Genomic DNA, 15,372 nt, shown 5'->3' on the forward strand with positions numbered 1-15,372 from the left:
CGCCGTACAGTGTCATGCGTGCCGGCTTGCAGCGCTCTCGTCAAACCGCGACTTCCGGCGGCGCGCGGCGGAAACCGCGCGTGATCCAGCCGAGATAGCACAGCCCCGCCACGAACCACACCGCACCGAGCACCAGCGCGGTTTTCTCCAGGCTCACGAGCAGCCACACATCGGCAATTGCGCCAGCCAACGGAAACAGCAGGCCGCCGATCACGCCCATTGCATTGGCGCCGCCCTTCGCATTGAAGAACTGGCGGATCACGCACAGATTGACCGCAGTGAACGCGAGGAACGCTCCGAAGTTGATGAACGAGGTCGATGTCGCCACATCGAGCTTCAACGCAATCAGACCGATTGCGCCGGCAAGCGAGATGTTCAATGCCGGCGTCTTGAACTTCGGATGCACGAAACCGAAGATGCGCCTGGGCAGCACTTCGTCGCGCCCCATCGCATATAGCAGACGCCCCACGCTCGCCTGCGCCGAGATGCCGGAAGCAAATTGCGCGAGGATCAAGCCCGCCAGAAACACCGTCACGAAGATATCGCCGCCCACTTTGCGCGCGACTTCGAAGGCGGCCGAATCGGGATCCTTGAACACTGCGCCCGGATGCGCGAGTTGCACCGTGTACGCGGCGATCACGAAGATCGCGCCGCCTATCAGCGCGATCAGCACGATCGCGCGCGGCATCGTCTTCTCAGGCGCGATGGTTTCTTCGGTCAGCGTCGAGACCGCGTCGAAACCGAGGTACGAATAGGCAGCAATCGCGGCGCCGGCCATCGTCGCCGAGAACGGCACGTGCGGCTTGAAGAACGGCTCAGCCGAAATCAGACCGCCGGGGCCGACGGCTGCCGTCACATAGTGGCAGCACAGCACAACGAACAATGCGACGATCGCCAGTTGCACCACCATCAGCACGATGTTGAAGCGGTTCGCGAGCTCGATGCCGAGAATGTTCAACGCACTCGTCAACACGATAAACGCGACGATCCAGATCCAGCTCGGAATGTGCGGAAACGCGGCGCTCAGGTACGAGGCGCCGATCAGCCAGATCACCATCGGCAGGAAGAAGTAATCGAGCAAGGTGGCCCAGCCGATCATGAAGCCCAGATGCGGATTGAAGGTTTTGCGCGTGTACGTATACGCCGAGCCGGCTACGGGGAACAGCCGCGCGAGTTTGCCGTAACTGAGCGCGGTGAACACGATCGCGATCAACGCGATCAGATACGCGAGCGCGGCGGTGTCGTTGCTGGCGCTCGCGAGCACGCCATAGGTGCCGTAGACGATCAGCGGTGCCATATAGGCAAGTCCGAACAGCAATACCGAAGGCAAGCCGAGCGTGCGCTTCAGGTGCACGGCCTGTGTGCTCGTGCGTTCGGCGGTGGATGAAGGGGTCATACGGTGTCTCCTGAGGCGAATGGGCGAGCGGCGCCGCGAGCGGCGCCGCATGCGCCACCCGGTCGAGCTCTATTAATCAGACTTGCTGGATGCGCGTGTTGCGCGCGGAGGGTGTTTGCTCGATGCGCGCCTTAACGTGCGCGGATCACACGCACTCGTTCTCCACGCTCGCCTTCGACGGTTGCGAGGTCGAGCGCAATGCGCGCGTCGTGCAGATAACGGTAGTGTTCACGCGCGCCTTCGAGACGCGCCGGATCGAGCGTTGCGCACAGCACTTTCTCGCCGGCGCCCGCATCGCACACCACGTCGCCGAACGGATCGATCAACGCCGATTCGCCGGGGAACGTGAGGTCGTCATCGCCTGATCCGGTGCGATTGACGAGCGCGGCGAACATCTGGTTCTCCATGGCCCGCGCGACAATCGCACGCCGATGCACCGGTCCGAACGGCGCCATATTGCCGTTCGTCACGATCAGCAGATCCGCGCCGAGCGATGCAACCGCGCGCGCCGTTTCGGGAAACTCGATGTCATAGCAGATCAGCATACCGACGGTCATGCCCTTGAAGCTGCACACTTCATAACGGTCGCCCGCTTCGAACACGCCGACGTCCGACGCCCACAGATGCGTCTTGCGATAACGCAGCGCAATCTCGCCGTGCTCGTCGACCAGCACCGTGGTGTTGAAAAAGCGGCTGCCGTCGCGCTCGGCGAGACCCACCGCGACCGCGACGCCCGCGTCACGCGCGGCGTTTCGCACTTTGGTCAGCGACGGCCCGTCGATCGATTCGGCGATTTCACCGATGTTGTGCCGCGTCGGGAAACCCGACAATGTAGCCTCGGGAAATACGATCAGCTCCGTGCCGGCCGCCCGTTGCGCGATGGTGCCGAGCACGCGCTGCAGGTTCGTGGCGACGCCGCTGTCTTCGATCGGAATCTGCGCGAGTTCGAGTTGAATCAATTTTGTCTCCTGTCCTTGCCGGTCCGCTTCGCGTTAAATGGCGGCTGCTGTCAGCCGCCTGCGATCAGGTTGAGCCTATTATTACCAGACATATTTTTGTTCGTAATCACCCGGGTGGGTTACCCTCAACGGAGCACGCATGGAACTCGAATGGCGCGATCTGGCTTTTCACCGGGAGATCGGCGCGGTCATCGAAGCACTCGATAGCGCGCAATTCTGGACCCGCCTCACGCGCGCGCTCGAACGCTATGTCGCCTTCGACAACTGGGTGGCGCTGCGCTTCACGCGAGGCGCTGCGCCGCTCGTGTGCGCCGAATCGCCGACGCCGGACGGCGCGGTGGACGCAATGTTCCAGGACTATCTGGCCGCGCTTTATCAACTCGACCCGTTCTATATCGCCGCCACCGAAAAGCCCGCGTCGGGCTTCGTCACGCTCGCCGATGTCGCCCCCGACAACTTCTCGATGACCGACTATTACCAGCGCTACTTCAGGAAGAACATCGTCGGCGACGAAGTGCATTTCAACTTCATGATCGACGCACGGCACACGCTGGCGTTCTCGTTGGGCGCGACGCAACGCTATGGCGAGCGCGATCTCGCGGTGCTCGCGCTATGCGCGCCGTGGGTGATCGCGCTGATGCGGCAACGCTTGCCGTATGAGGTGTTCGACGCTTCGGCGATGGCCCCGAGCGTGACGGTGACAGAAACAGAAACGCTCACGCGCGTCGATGCACCCACCTATGCCGCGCGCTTCGAACAGGTGTCGTCGGCGAGCGGCCGCGCGGCGCTCACCGCCCGCGAGGTGGAAGTGGCGATGCTGACCTTGAGCGGATTTTCGACGCGCGCGATGGCGGAAAAACTGACGATCTCGTTCGAGACGGTACGCGCTCACAAGAAACACATCTATACGAAGCTCAACGTCAATTCGCAATCGGAGCTGTTCGCGCTATTTTACGAAGCGGGACGCAAAGGCGCATGACGGCCCGCTTATTTCCCGCTAGAACACATTACGAGCCGCACGCGGGACAATCGCCACTCGCCTTCTCTTCATAGCGAGAGTGATTCGGACCAGAAGTGCAGATAGCGGCCAAGCCACTCCATCGCTTCCTCCATCGGTCCGGTGGACAGGCGGCACGCCGCCGTGCGGACGGATGTCAAAGACAGATGCGCGCGTCGGCGCATTAAACGACGCGGAGAGAGGATTCGAAGGGGTGCGGGCAAAAAGATACGCGGTGCATCGCAGACAAAACCCTGCAACACGCCGCGTCAAGGTGGAGAACAACCGACTACACGTTCGAGCGAGGCGCCAGGAAGAAACCGCCCCGCTCTCGCGCTACAGCAAAATGCAGCACACTCAGATCGCCCAGCCGCCGAGATAAAAGCCGACCAGCACGATAGCGATCACAACGGTGCCGACGTTCAGCTTGCGGTACTCGCCGCTCACCACGCGGCCGATCACCAGCGTCGCGAAGCCGAGCATGATGCCCGTGACGATGTTGGCGGTCAGCACGATGAACACCGCGCACATCAGGCCCGACATCGCATCGACCATGTCGTCCATATGCAGCTTGCTGACGTTGGAGAGCATCAGCAGACCGACGTACATCAGCGCCGGCGCCGTCGCATACGAAGGCACCAGGCCCGCCAGCGGCGAGAAGAACATCACCACGAGGAACAGCAGGCCGACCACCGCCGCGGCCATCCCCGTCTTCGCGCCGGCTGCGACGCCGACCGTCGATTCGATGTACGCTGCTGCCGGTGCGCCGCCGAGCAGACCCGAGAAAATCGAGCTCAGCGAATCGGCCGTCAACGCACGGCCACCGTTGATGATGCGGCCGTTTTCGTCGAGCTGGCCGGCTTGTCCTGCGACGGCGCGGATCGTGCCGGTTGCGTCGAACACGGCGGTCATCACCAGTGCCAGCACGCTAGGCAAGACTGCCATCGACAGTGCGCCCTTGATGTCCATCGCGCCGATCAGTGAAGCATGGCCCGGCGCGCTCAGCGAAGGCACGGCGAACACACCATGGAACGCCACCGCCGGATCGATCAGCAATGCGATCGCCGAGATCGCGATAATCACGATCAGGATCGAACCCGGCACGCGACGGCGCACCAGACCGAAGATCGCGGCCAGACCCGCCACCGACATGATCGCCGGCAACGCCGTGATATTGCCGAGCGACACCGGCAAGCCAGCACCTGGATTCTTGACGACGAGACCGACGTCGTTCGCCGCGATCAGCAGCAGGAACAGGCCGATACCGATGCCCGTGCCGTGCGCGATGCCGGTCGGCAGATTGCGCAGGATCCACGAACGCACGCCCGTCACCGAGATTCCGGTGAAGACGACGCCCATCAGAAACACCGCGCCGAGCGCGACGTTCGGATGCAGGCCTTTGCCGAGCACGAGACCGAACGCGGTGAACGCGGTCAGCGAGATCGCACAGCCGATCGCGATCGGCAGACGCGCCCACACGCCCATCAGCAGCGAGCCGAACGCGGTGGTCAGGCACACGGCGACGAACACCGCGCTGGTATCGAAGCCCGCTTTGCCGAACATGCCTGGCACGACGAACACGGAATAGACCATCGCGAGGAAGGTCGTAATACCGGCGACGATTTCCTGACGCTGCGAGCTGCCGCGCGAGGAGATTTCGAAGTAGCGGTCGAGAAAGCCCTTTCCGTCGAATGATTCGGCGCCGACTTCGGAAATCGGTTGGGCGTGGGGTTCCATCATGATGAGTGCCTCCTTTATCAGCGTGCTGAAACGGCCATCGATCTGGCCGCCATCAGGTTCGTCTCGTTGCGTTTGTCTATCTAATGAGGGGTGTGGCAAGGTTTGAACGTCGGCTTGCGATGCATTTAAGTTCTCGTCCTCCGGCGGCCAACTTCCTTAAAGCGCCGACCGTCGATTTCCCGGGATGACGTACAACCTGCATGCTCCGTTCTTCTTTTGCTGTCTCGAAATGTAGGGCAACACAAATATGTCTCCCATCGCATGAATGGCATGCTCGACATGTCGCGATGCTTATATCGTTTAAGGGACGGCAAATCATGCGCATGGTCCGCGCGTTTACACCTACGGTTTGTCATCGAGTTGCGAAGCGTTTTTTTGCGGTTTTGAGGGGTTAAAAGGGGAGCAAAGGCGCGAAGCGCGGCACGAACCGCGTCTGCGGCGGACCTGTCGGATGGCCTGCAAAACCGGTCGGCCCGCTGTCGCGGGTTACACTCTGCCCCGTATCTGTCTTAACTGCGTGTCTAAACTGCGGCGGTCCACAGCGCCCGTCCGCACTCGCCGATGGAGTCCTTCTTGATGAGTGGCGGTTTTTCGCGTCCTGCCTGGCGTCTTCTGATTCTTGCTGCGTTCGCAGTGCTCGCGTTGTCCGGTTGCAGCCTGCTGTGGGGTCCGCAACAGGCGCCGATCGTCGAAGCCACGGTCATGCCCGTCGAACCCGCGAGCGCGCCGGTGGCCGCCTCCGAGCCGGAACCGGCCGAGACCGAGGCGGCCGGGCCCGAGCAGCCGAGAAAGCCGAAGAAGCCGGTCGTCAAGCCCCACAAGGTCGAACCTCCACCGCCGGTCGCCGCGCCCGCGCCGCCGCCTCCACCGCCCCCGCCGCTGATCGTGTTGCGCACGATCGAGCGCAACGAAGCGCACGGGCTGCTCGATAGCCCGGTGCAGAAACCCGACGGCAAAGTGGTCGGCCGCGCGGTCGATATGCTTGCGGACGCGGCCGGCAAGCCACGCGAGATGGTGGTCAACCTGCAGGGTTTCCTCGGCGTCGGCGACCGCAAGGTGAATTTCCCGTGGAGCGCTTTCCGCTTCACGCCGACCGCGAAGATCGCGCCGATCACGCTCACCGCGCCTGCCGTGCCGGCGCCCGCGGCCAGGTCCAACGTCGTGCAATTGCCGTTGCTCGACGCCACCGTCGAGCGTTCGAACGGCGCGAAGGTCGGCCGTGTGATCGACGTGCTGATCGACGCCAACGCGCAGCCGCAAGCGGTCGTACTCGACGTCAACGGGATGGTCAGCACGGAGCGGCGCACGATTGCCGCGAACTGGTCGGCGCTGCGCTTCGTCACCAAAGAAAAGGAGCTGCATCCGCTGATCGATCTGAGCGATGCGCAGATCAACGCGACGCCGCCTTACGCCAGCGACAAACCGATCCGCGCGGTGTCGCCTGCGCCGCCGCCCGCGCCTGCGCCTGCCCCAGTGCCTGCTGCCGCGGCCACCGCGGCACCGGCCACTGCCACAGCGGTTTCCAGCGCACGGGTGGCCCGATGACAGGCCGCACTCTGGTAACCGCGCGCAGCCTGCTGGCGCTCGATTGGCTCAATTTTTTCGTGGCCAATGTGCAGACGGGCTTTGGGCCGTTCATCGCGTCGTACCTTGCGTCGCACAAGTGGACACAGGGCGAGATCGGTATGGCGCTATCGGTCGGCACCATCAGTGCGATGATCAGCCAGGTGCCGGGCGGCGCCGCGGTCGACGCGTTACGCAACAAGAAAGGCGCTGCTGCCTGGGCGATTTTCGCGATTATCTTCAGCGCAGTGCTGCTGGCCGTGAGCCCGACGGTGCTGCCGGTGATCGCCGCCGAGGTGTTTCACGGCTTTGCCAGCTGCATGCTGACGCCGGCTCTGGCGGCGATCTCGTTCGCGCTGGTCGGCCGCGCGAATCTTGGCGACCGGCTCGGGCGCAATGCGCGCTGGGCGTCGATTGGCAGCGCGGTCGCGGCCGGGATGATGGGCGTATTCGGTGAGTACTATTCGCCGCGCGCGGTGTTCTGGCTGACCGCCGCGCTTGCCGTGCCTGCCCTGTTCGCGTTGACGATGATCCAGCGCACTGACACTGTCGAGTTGCCGAGGGCCGCGCCGACGCCGGCACAGATCGAACGGCGCGAGAGCTTGCGCGAGTTGCTGCGCGACAAGCGGATGCTGTTGTTCGCGGCGTGCATTGTGTTGTTCCACTTGTCGAATGCGGCGATGTTGAATCTTGCCGCTGGCGAAGTGACGGCCGGCATGGGGGACAACGTGCAGTTGGTGATTGCGGCTTGCATTATCGTGCCGCAAGCGATTGTGGCGATGATGTCGCCATGGGTTGGGCGTTCTGCCGAACGATGGGGACGCAGGCCGATTTTGTTGCTGGGGTTTTCTGCGCTGCCGATACGGGCGTTGTTGTTTGCCGGGATCAGCAGCCCGTATTTGCTCGTGCCGGTGCAGATGCTCGATGGGTTGAGCGCCGCCGTGTTCGGTGTGATGCTGCCGTTGATCGCCGCCGATGTGGCCGGCGGGAAGGGGCGGTATAACCTTTGTATTGGGTTGTTTGGGTTGGCTGCCGGGATTGGGGCCACGTTGAGCACTACGGCTGCTGGGTTTATTGCTGATCATTTTGGCAATGCTGTTAGCTTTTTTGCCTTGGCGGCGGCTGGGGCGATGGCCGTGCTGCTGGTGTGGGCAGCAATGCCGGAGACGCGCGATGCGGCAGCCGATGAGGATCAGGTTGCGGTGCCTGATGGGGGGAAGCCGGTAAAGGGTTAACGGTTTTTTTGCCTGCGCGGCGCTTATGTCTGTTTGCCTGCGGCGGTGCCTTTCCTTGTTTTGTTATTGGTTTATTAGCGTCGCCCCTGTGCGGGGGGGCACCTACTTTTCTTTGCCGCCGCAAAGAAAAGTAGGCAAAAGAAAGCGGCTCAAACCGCCAACTCTTAAGCGGGTCCCCTGGCTCGGAGGAGGCAGTGGAGCATCTGGAATCTGTGTTCTCGCACATTCCGCCCTGGTGACAAGGCAGTCATTCTTCCCGCCTCGCACTGCGTGCTCGCCGGAACGGTCCGCAAGGGAAACCCGCGGCTTCGTTTACGCGCGGTCGGGGCCATCGGCGTCGCCTCGGCGACGCACCGAAGTTTGGGAGCGCGAGTCACTATGCCAGGCGAAACGCCGGCGCTGAAACTGGCGGGCAGTTTTATGAAGTGACGCCGAGCGCCGAAACCGGCAGGCGGTTTGATGTACCGCCAAGCCCCAAAACCGCTAGACGGTTTGATGAAGTACCGCCACGGCGCGCGCAGCGCCGCCGGAAGTATGACTGCCTTGTCACCAGCGCGGAGTGCGCGAGAACACCGATTCCAGATGCTCCACTACCTCCTCCAAGCCAGGGGACCCGCTTAAGAATTAGCGGTGTGAAGCCGCTTTCTTTGCTTACTTTCTTTGCGGCGGCAAAGAAAGTAAGTGCCTGCCCCGCACAGGGGCGACGCTAATAAACCAATAACAAATCAAGGAAAGGCCAACGCCGCAGGCAAACACCCCAACCACGCGCTACGCGCAAAAAAAAACCTAATCAATGACCTCCCCAGCAGTCTCCCGCATAAACGGAAGCGGCAACAGCGACACCAAACCACATGCAATCAAATACCAGGCAGGCGCAAGATTACTGCCGGAAATCTGAATAAGCCAGGTAGCAAAAAACTGCGCGAACCCACCAAAAATAGACACGCCCAAACAATAAACAATCGACATCCCAGTAGCGCGAATCTCGCGCGGAAACATCTCCGGGAGCATGACGATATTGGGCACGGCAGTAAAAGCAACAAACACTGCCAGCACGGCAACAACCGACAACAACACCGGCACCGTCGGCGACGCATTAATAATCATAAACGCGGGATACACCGCCACAATCAACAACACGCGCGACACCCACAAAACCCGCTTACGTCCAACGCGATCGGACAACGCCCCCGCGAACGGCGAACATATCACCGTAACAACCGCCGCAGTCCAGGCGGCCCACAGCGCCGACGACATCGGCAAATGCAAAATCCGGATCGCGTAAGTAGAAAGGTAGAACAGCACGATATAGTTGGCCGCCGTCCCGCCGATGGTCGTCAACACGCCAGTCGCTATCACGCGCGAATGATCGCGAAACAACTCGCGCACCGGCTGCGCAGCAGGCACCCGGTCCGCCTGAGCCGTGCCGTCTTCGACGCCCGGCAGCGTCTCATTCAGATGCCTCCGGATATAGATACCAATCGGCCCCATCGCCATGCCGATTACAAACGGCACCCGCCAGCCCCAGCTTTCGAGCGCGGCCGTCGACAACGCCGCCGCCAGCGCAACACCGAGCAACGAGCCGCACACCGTGTTCAACCCCTGGCTCACAAACTGCCAGCTTCCGTAGAAACCGCGCGTCTTGTCGCTGCCGTATTCCAGCAGCAGCGAAGTCGATGCGCCAACCTCACCACCCAACGCAAAACCCTGAATCAATCGCGCAAGGATCACCAACAGCGGCGCGGCCACGCCAATCGCCGCGTAAGTCGGCGCGAATGCGATGATCGCCGAACCGAGCGTCATCAGCCACAGCGTCAAACTCATCGCGGCCTTGCGCCCCGCGCGGTCCGCATACGCACCCAGGACAATGCCGCCCACCGGCCGCATGATGAAACCCACGCCGAACGTGCCGGCCGCCAGCATCAGTTGCGCAAGCTGCCCTTCGACCGGGAAATACAACTTGCCAATGATGGTCGCAAAGAAACTGTAGATCGTGAAATCGAAGAACTCGAGGCCGTTGCCGAGCGTGATCGCGGCGATAGCCTTCACATGGCTCGCGCGCTGAACGGGCTGCGTGGACAACGCGCTCTGCATGTTCAACGTGTCGGCGCGCGCGGGTTGCGGTGTAGCGGAATAGTCCATCTTTGTCTCCATGGTGTCCTTCCTGCTGATGCGCGGCTCTACGGCCGCTCCGTCAATCGAAGATAAAAGCTGAACTCAGACGAGGAACGTCTGCGCGAGCCGCACCCAATAGGCCGCGCCGGTGGCGAGGCAAGCGTCGTTGAAGTCGTAACCGGGGTTGTGCACCATGCAGCCACCCTCGCCGTCGCCATTGCCGATGATCAGGTAGCTGCCGGGGCAACGCTCAAGCAGGAACGCGAAGTCTTCGCTGCCGGTCAGCGGCTGCATATCGGCAATCAGGCCGTCTTCACCGAGCCAGCCGAGTGCGACTTGCCGCGCGAGGCCGGTCATTTCCGCGTCGTTGACGAGCACCGGGTAGCGGCGCTGATAGTCGACGTCCGCCCGCGCGCCGAACACCGCAGCCTGTCCGCAGGCGAGCGCCGTAATACGCTCCTGCAAATAATCGCGAACCTCGGGCCGCAACGCGCGCACCGACAAGCGCATCTCCGCGGTTTCCGGAATCACGTTCGGCGCTTCGCCGGAGTGAATCGCGCCAACGGTGATGATCGCCATGTCGAGCGGCGCGATGTTGCGCGACACAATGGCCTGCAACGCCAGCACGATCTGCGCGCACACCACGACCGGATCAACGGCCTTGTGCGGCATCGCGCCGTGACCGCCGCGTCCGGTCACCTTGATGATCACCGTGTCGGAGGACGCCATGAACGAACCCGGCAGAAAACCGAACTTGCCGGTCGGATATCCCGGCATGTTATGCATCGCAAAGACGGCGTCGCACGGAAACTTGTCGAACAGGCCGTCTTCCAGCATTTTCTTCGCGCCGGCCAGGCCTTCTTCGGCAGGTTGGAAAATCAGATTGAGCGTGCCGTCAAAGCACTTTTCCTGCGCGAGGTGTTTGGCCGCGGCCAGCAGGATCGCCGTGTGGCCGTCGTGGCCGCATGCGTGCATCTTGCCGGGCACCGTGCTCGCATATGGCAGGCCGGTGGATTCGTGGATCGGCAGCGCGTCCATGTCGGCGCGCAGGCCGAGCCTGCGCGCGCCATTGCCAACTTTCAATTGCCCGACAACACCGGTTTGACCGAGCCCGCGATGCACGGTATAGCCCCACTGCTGCAAGCGTTCGGCGACCAGGTCGCCGGTGGCGAACTCTTCGTAGGCAAGCTCCGGCTGCGCGTGGATGCGATGGCGCAGCGCAATCATTTCGTCTTCCAGTTCGGCGATGCCTGCCGGAATGGCCATGGTGTTCACGATGTCGTCTCCGTCTATGAATGCGTGAACCGAGCATAGCGACGCCGATTTTCCAGCGGCAGGCGTAGAATCGTTGCGGCAGCAACCCGTGGTTGCCACCTTCATACACGCTTGTCAGATGAAACTGCATCAGCTCAGCACTTTAGCGGCGATTGCGGATACCGGCAGTATCCGGGCCGCGGCCCGCTCGCTCGGTCTGTCGCCGGCCGCCGTCACCAAGGCAATGCGCGAACTGGAGGCCGATCTGCACGCGCCGCTGGTGGTGCGCAGCGCAAGCGGCGTCGCGTTCACCGAGTTCGGCCGTGCGCTGGTCGTCCATGCGCGGCTCGTGCTGGGTCAATTGCAACGCGCGGAAGCGGAGATCGAAGCGATGCGCGGCGCGGCGGCCGGCAAACTGTCCATCGGTGTCACGCCGTGGGTCGCGCTGACTTTTCTGCCGCCGACCGTGCAGCGGTTCCGGCAGCGCATGCCGGAAGTGCAGCTGGAATTTTTCGAAGGTTTGCTGGCGGTCGTGCAACCACGCTTGCGCGACGGCAGCCTCGACTTTTCGATCGGCCGTCCGCCGCCTGCGTCGCCGCAATCGGAATTTCACAACGTGCCGCTGTTTTCGACACATTCGGCCGTGGTCGCGCGCCGCGATCATCCCAAGGCCGGTTGCCGCACGCTGCTCGAACTGCAAGATGCCGAATGGGTGCTGAACTGGGACCCGGCGAGCCGCGAGTCGATCTCGGACAACCTGTTCCGCAAGCGCGGCATGACCGTACCGCACACGATCCATCTCGCGCATTCGCTGGCGATCGTGCTGGGTTTGCTCGCGCGCACGGACATGCTCAGCATCTTCCCGTGGCCGCTCGTCGAGGTGAGCATCGCGAAGGAAAATCTGTGGGCGCTGCCGCTGCGTGAGACGGTCGATGAAACCATCGTCAGCATCACGTCACGCCGCGGCGCGCCGACGAGTCCCGCGGCCACGTGTTTTCTCGATTGTTTGCGTGAAGTGATCGACGAAGGGGCGCGCTCGCACGATCCCGAGCAGCGCCGCCTGTTTCACTCGATCGAACTGCTGCTGTAGTTACACGGTTAGTCACGCGAACTTAAGTCGCGTAGCCCACCACGCCCTTGATCTCCAGAAAATCCTCGAGACCGAACTCGCCATACTCGCGGCCGTTACCCGATTGCTTGAATCCGCCGAACGGCGCATCCGGGCTGTAGTCCGCGTAGTTCAGATAGATCGTGCCGGTGCGCAAGCGTTTCGCTACCGCACGCGCGTGCTCGATCGAGCCGGATTGCACATAGCCCGCGAGACCGTAGAGACTGTCGTTGGCCATCGCGATCGCTTCGTCTTCGGAGTCGTAGGCGAGGATCGACAGCACCGGGCCGAAGATCTCCTCACGCGCGATCGTCATATTCGGCGTCACTTTGCCGAACACCGTCGGCCGCACGAAGTAGCCATCCGTCAAACCCTCAGGACGGCCCAGGCCACCGGCCACCAGCGTCGCGCCCTCCTCCACGCCGACGCCGATCAGCCGCTGGATCTTGTCGAACTGTTGCTCGCTGATAACCGGCCCGAGATCGGTGCCCTTTGCATCCGCGGGACCGACGGCCAGCGCTTCAGCCGCTTCCTTTGCATACGCCAGTGCTTCGGCTTCACGCGCACGCGGCACGAACATGCGCGTAGGCGCATCGCACGATTGACCGCTGTTGTCGAAGCACGCGCGCGCGCCGCGCATCACCGCGTCCTTCAGATCGGCGTCCTCCAGAATCAGATTGGCCGACTTACCGCCCAGCTCCTGATGCACACGCTTGACCGTATCCGCCGACGCCTTCGCGACCTGCACGCCCGCGCGCGTCGAACCGGTGAACGACATCATGTCGATGTCCGGATGACGCAACATCGCCTCACCCACCGTGCGGCCTTCGCCGTTCACGAGGTTGAAGACGCCGGCCGGCACGCCCGCTTCGTCGAGGATTTCGGCGAACAGCAGCGCGCTCATCGGCGCCAGTTCCGAGGGCTTGAGCACCATCGTGCAACCGGCCGCCAGCGCCGGCGCGACCTTGGTGGTGATTTGCAAGGCCGGCCAGTTCCACGGCGTAATCAGCCCGCATACGCCGACCGCTTCCTTGCGGATCAGAATGCTGCTCTTCGTGTACTCGAACTCGAAGGTATCGAGCGTGCGGATCATCGTTTCCAGATGCGCGACGCCGGTCCACGCCTGCGCGTCGTTCGCGTATTGGAGCGGCGCGCCCATCTCGCGGCTGATCGCGTGCACCATGTCGTCGTAGCGCTTGCGGTACACGTCGAGAATCGCTTGCAGCAGGTCGATGCGCTGCGCGATCGTCGTTTCGCTATACGCCGGGAACGCGCGTTTCGCCGCCGCCACGGCGCGATCGACATCGGCGGCGCTGCCCAGCGAGATCTGCGCGAACGCGGCCGCGGTGGACGGATCGATCACGTCGAGCGTGGCAGGATCGACCGATTCGACCGGGTCGATCCATTGGCCGTCGATGTAAAACTGTTTGGCGTGTTGCATGAGCTTGGTCCTCTACATGAATGATCGGATCAGACGTCGGGCCGGAGATTGCACCCGCAACGGCATCGAATGCTTTACATCGACGCTAAAGGTCCTGGCGCTTCCGGCCTGAACCCGGCCCTGCACGATTGACCGGACGCCGGCCTTGAACGACAAGCCGGGCAGCACCGGAAAACTGCCGAGTACCGACGTCGAAAAACTATTGCAACCGCCGAACAGCAAGCGGAACAGATCGATCGGCCGCGCATAACGCGAGCGATCGGGAATGCGTTCGAAACCGAATGTTTCGATTTGGGTGATGCTGTTGCTGCTCAGTGTCGCCGACTTCCGTAACGGCCATGTCAATCACGATGGCTCGCCAGGGGGATGCGGCGTCCAATTTTCTCAGATGTCTGGACGCCAGTGTAAAGACAATCGGCGCGGGCAAAAAAATATCGCCCGCCCAACCTTTACCGAATCGCGAGAATGATCGGGCTCGAACTCAGGCCTAGGCCTGTCGGCGCCGCTTCGCCGCGGCGAGGGTCGGCAGCCGGATCGGCACCGTGCCGGACATACCCTGCTCGATCAGAAAATCGCGGAACAGGCTGGCGACATGCGGCAGGCGTTTATCGGACACATGCATCACATACCAGTCGCGCTCGATCGGATTGGCGGGCAACGGCAGCAACGCGAGCAAGCCGGCCTGAAACTCCAGCGAACAGGCATGCAGCGACAGAAACGCAGTGCCCAAACCCGCTTCGACCAGTTGCTTGATGGCCTCGTTGCTCGACAATTCCGATCCGATATGCAGTTTGTGACCCGCTTGCCGGAACAGATTCTCGACGGTCGAGCGTGTGCCCGAGCCCCGTTCCCGCACGAATAGATTCGCTGTTTGCAAGTCGTCGAGCGACAGGCGCTTTTTCTTCATCAGCGCATGCGCGGGCGATGCGACGAACGCCATGGGGTGCTTTGCGAACGCGGTGGCCACCGTACGCAATTCGCGCGGCGCGCTGCCCATCACCGCGAGATCGATCTCGTGCGTGGCGAGCATGCGGATGATGTCGGCGCGATTGCCGACCTTGAACTGCACCTTCACTTGCGGGCGCAATTCAGTGAAGCGCACTAGAAACGGCGGAATCAGATACTCCGCGGTGGTAATCGCGCCGATCCGCAAGGTGCCGCCCTGCTCTCCGTGGAGCGCGGCCAGATCATCCGCCGCGCCGTTCCATAGATCGAGAATCTCCAGCGCGTAGCGCGCGAGGATTTCGCCCGCCGCCGTCAGTTGCACGCCACGGCCGACCCGCTGCAAGAGCGGCGCGCCCGCAGCGTCTTCGAGCAGACGCACCTGGAGCGACACCGCCGGTTGCGTGAGCCGCAATTCTTCCGCGGCGCGCGACACGCTGCCGAGCTTCGCGACGGTATGCAAGGCCTTTAACTGACGGAACGTGGCTGCTTTTAACATAAGTGAAAACCTATATGTTCTGTATAAACATTAAATTGTGCTGCTGATTATGCGGATTCTATACTGGCCCTGACAGATGAGCCGGGCGAATGGTTTGTATAGCGCGTTAGCGGATTAGCGCCT

11 protein-coding genes and 1 pseudogene are annotated in these 15,372 nt (G+C 62.5%); 4 read left to right on the forward strand and 8 right to left on the reverse strand.

Translation table 11 applies throughout. The features are described 5' to 3' along the window. Positions 1-40 precede the first annotated feature (40 nt). Both WN982_RS13865 and WN982_RS13870 read right to left on the reverse strand, forming a co-directional pair. Positions 41-1,396, reverse strand: a complete 1,356-nt coding sequence (locus WN982_RS13865) for an APC family permease (RefSeq protein WP_341312556.1) — start codon at positions 1,394-1,396, stop codon at positions 41-43. 131 nt (positions 1,397-1,527) lie between these two features. Continuing rightward, positions 1,528-2,352 (reverse strand): carbon-nitrogen hydrolase family protein, encoded by an 825-nt coding sequence (locus tag WN982_RS13870; RefSeq protein WP_341315792.1) that lies wholly within the window; start codon positions 2,350-2,352, stop codon positions 1,528-1,530. A 142-nt stretch (positions 2,353-2,494) separates the two neighbouring features. On the opposite strand from WN982_RS13870, the gene WN982_RS13875 reads away from it, so the two are divergent. Further along, a complete protein-coding gene (locus WN982_RS13875) occupies positions 2,495-3,334 on the forward strand; it encodes a helix-turn-helix transcriptional regulator (RefSeq protein WP_341312557.1) in 840 nt (279 codons plus the stop codon). A gap of 375 nt (positions 3,335-3,709) precedes the next feature. Here WN982_RS13875 and WN982_RS13880 read toward each other — a convergent pair whose 3' ends face one another. After that, a complete protein-coding gene (locus WN982_RS13880; protein WP_341312558.1) occupies positions 3,710-5,092 on the reverse strand; it encodes an NCS2 family permease in 1,383 nt (460 codons plus the stop codon). A 576-nt stretch (positions 5,093-5,668) separates the two neighbouring features. Between WN982_RS13880 and WN982_RS13885 the strand changes: the two genes are divergently transcribed. Continuing rightward, complete coding sequence (locus tag WN982_RS13885; RefSeq protein ID WP_341312559.1) at positions 5,669-6,637, forward strand: PRC-barrel domain-containing protein; 969 nt, start codon at positions 5,669-5,671, stop codon at positions 6,635-6,637. Beyond that, positions 6,634-7,890 carry an MFS transporter gene (locus tag WN982_RS13890; protein WP_341312560.1) on the forward strand — a complete coding sequence of 419 codons (1,257 nt, stop codon included), beginning with the start codon at positions 6,634-6,636 and terminating at the stop codon, positions 7,888-7,890. The genes WN982_RS13885 and WN982_RS13890 overlap by 4 nt, the downstream gene beginning before the upstream one ends. A gap of 786 nt (positions 7,891-8,676) precedes the next feature. Here WN982_RS13890 and WN982_RS13895 read toward each other — a convergent pair. Continuing rightward, a complete protein-coding gene (locus WN982_RS13895) occupies positions 8,677-10,032 on the reverse strand; it encodes an MFS transporter (protein ID WP_341315793.1) in 1,356 nt (451 codons plus the stop codon). A 75-nt stretch (positions 10,033-10,107) separates the two neighbouring features. After that, complete coding sequence (locus WN982_RS13900; protein WP_341312561.1) at positions 10,108-11,280, reverse strand: M20 aminoacylase family protein; 1,173 nt, start codon at positions 11,278-11,280, stop codon at positions 10,108-10,110. 118 nt (positions 11,281-11,398) lie between these two features. Between WN982_RS13900 and WN982_RS13905 the strand changes: the two genes are divergently transcribed. After that, complete coding sequence (locus tag WN982_RS13905; protein ID WP_341312562.1) at positions 11,399-12,349, forward strand: LysR substrate-binding domain-containing protein; 951 nt, start codon at positions 11,399-11,401, stop codon at positions 12,347-12,349. Positions 12,350-12,371: 22 nt separating this feature from the next. Here the strand turns inward: WN982_RS13905 and WN982_RS13910 are convergent, their stop codons facing one another. The 3 genes and pseudogenes from WN982_RS13910 to WN982_RS13920 all read right to left on the reverse strand — a co-directional run bounded on the left by WN982_RS13910 (position 12,372) and on the right by WN982_RS13920 (position 15,249). Next, positions 12,372-13,808, reverse strand: a complete 1,437-nt coding sequence (locus tag WN982_RS13910) for an aldehyde dehydrogenase family protein (protein ID WP_341312563.1) — start codon at positions 13,806-13,808, stop codon at positions 12,372-12,374. 99 nt (positions 13,809-13,907) lie between these two features. After that, a pseudogene (locus tag WN982_RS13915) lies at positions 13,908-14,123 on the reverse strand (cytosine permease); the annotation flags it as partial. Between the two features lie 172 nt (positions 14,124-14,295). Continuing rightward, a complete protein-coding gene (locus WN982_RS13920) occupies positions 14,296-15,249 on the reverse strand; it encodes a LysR family transcriptional regulator (RefSeq protein WP_341312564.1) in 954 nt (317 codons plus the stop codon). Positions 15,250-15,372 lie beyond the last annotated feature (123 nt).

Source organism: Paraburkholderia sp. IMGN_8, assembly GCF_038050405.1.
In the GTDB taxonomy this organism is placed as follows: domain Bacteria; phylum Pseudomonadota; class Gammaproteobacteria; order Burkholderiales; family Burkholderiaceae; genus Paraburkholderia.

What these genes read in the sequence shown, in the direction of transcription:
- WN982_RS13865 (WP_341312556.1), bottom strand. Translation starts at nt 1,396, where the DNA reads ATGACCCCTTCATCCACCGCCGAACGCACGAGCACACAGGCCGTGCAC.
- WN982_RS13875 (WP_341312557.1), top strand. Translation starts at nt 2,495, where the DNA reads ATGGAACTCGAATGGCGCGATCTGGCTTTTCACCGGGAGATCGGCGCG.
- WN982_RS13880 (WP_341312558.1), bottom strand. Translation starts at nt 5,092, where the DNA reads ATGATGGAACCCCACGCCCAACCGATTTCCGAAGTCGGCGCCGAATCA.
- WN982_RS13885 (WP_341312559.1), top strand. Translation starts at nt 5,669, where the DNA reads ATGAGTGGCGGTTTTTCGCGTCCTGCCTGGCGTCTTCTGATTCTTGCT.
- WN982_RS13890 (WP_341312560.1), top strand. Translation starts at nt 6,634, where the DNA reads ATGACAGGCCGCACTCTGGTAACCGCGCGCAGCCTGCTGGCGCTCGAT.
- WN982_RS13895 (WP_341315793.1), bottom strand. Translation starts at nt 10,032, where the DNA reads ATGGACTATTCCGCTACACCGCAACCCGCGCGCGCCGACACGTTGAAC.
- WN982_RS13905 (WP_341312562.1), top strand. Translation starts at nt 11,399, where the DNA reads ATGAAACTGCATCAGCTCAGCACTTTAGCGGCGATTGCGGATACCGGC.
- WN982_RS13910 (WP_341312563.1), bottom strand. Translation starts at nt 13,808, where the DNA reads ATGCAACACGCCAAACAGTTTTACATCGACGGCCAATGGATCGACCCG.
- WN982_RS13920 (WP_341312564.1), bottom strand. Translation starts at nt 15,249, where the DNA reads ATGTTAAAAGCAGCCACGTTCCGTCAGTTAAAGGCCTTGCATACCGTC.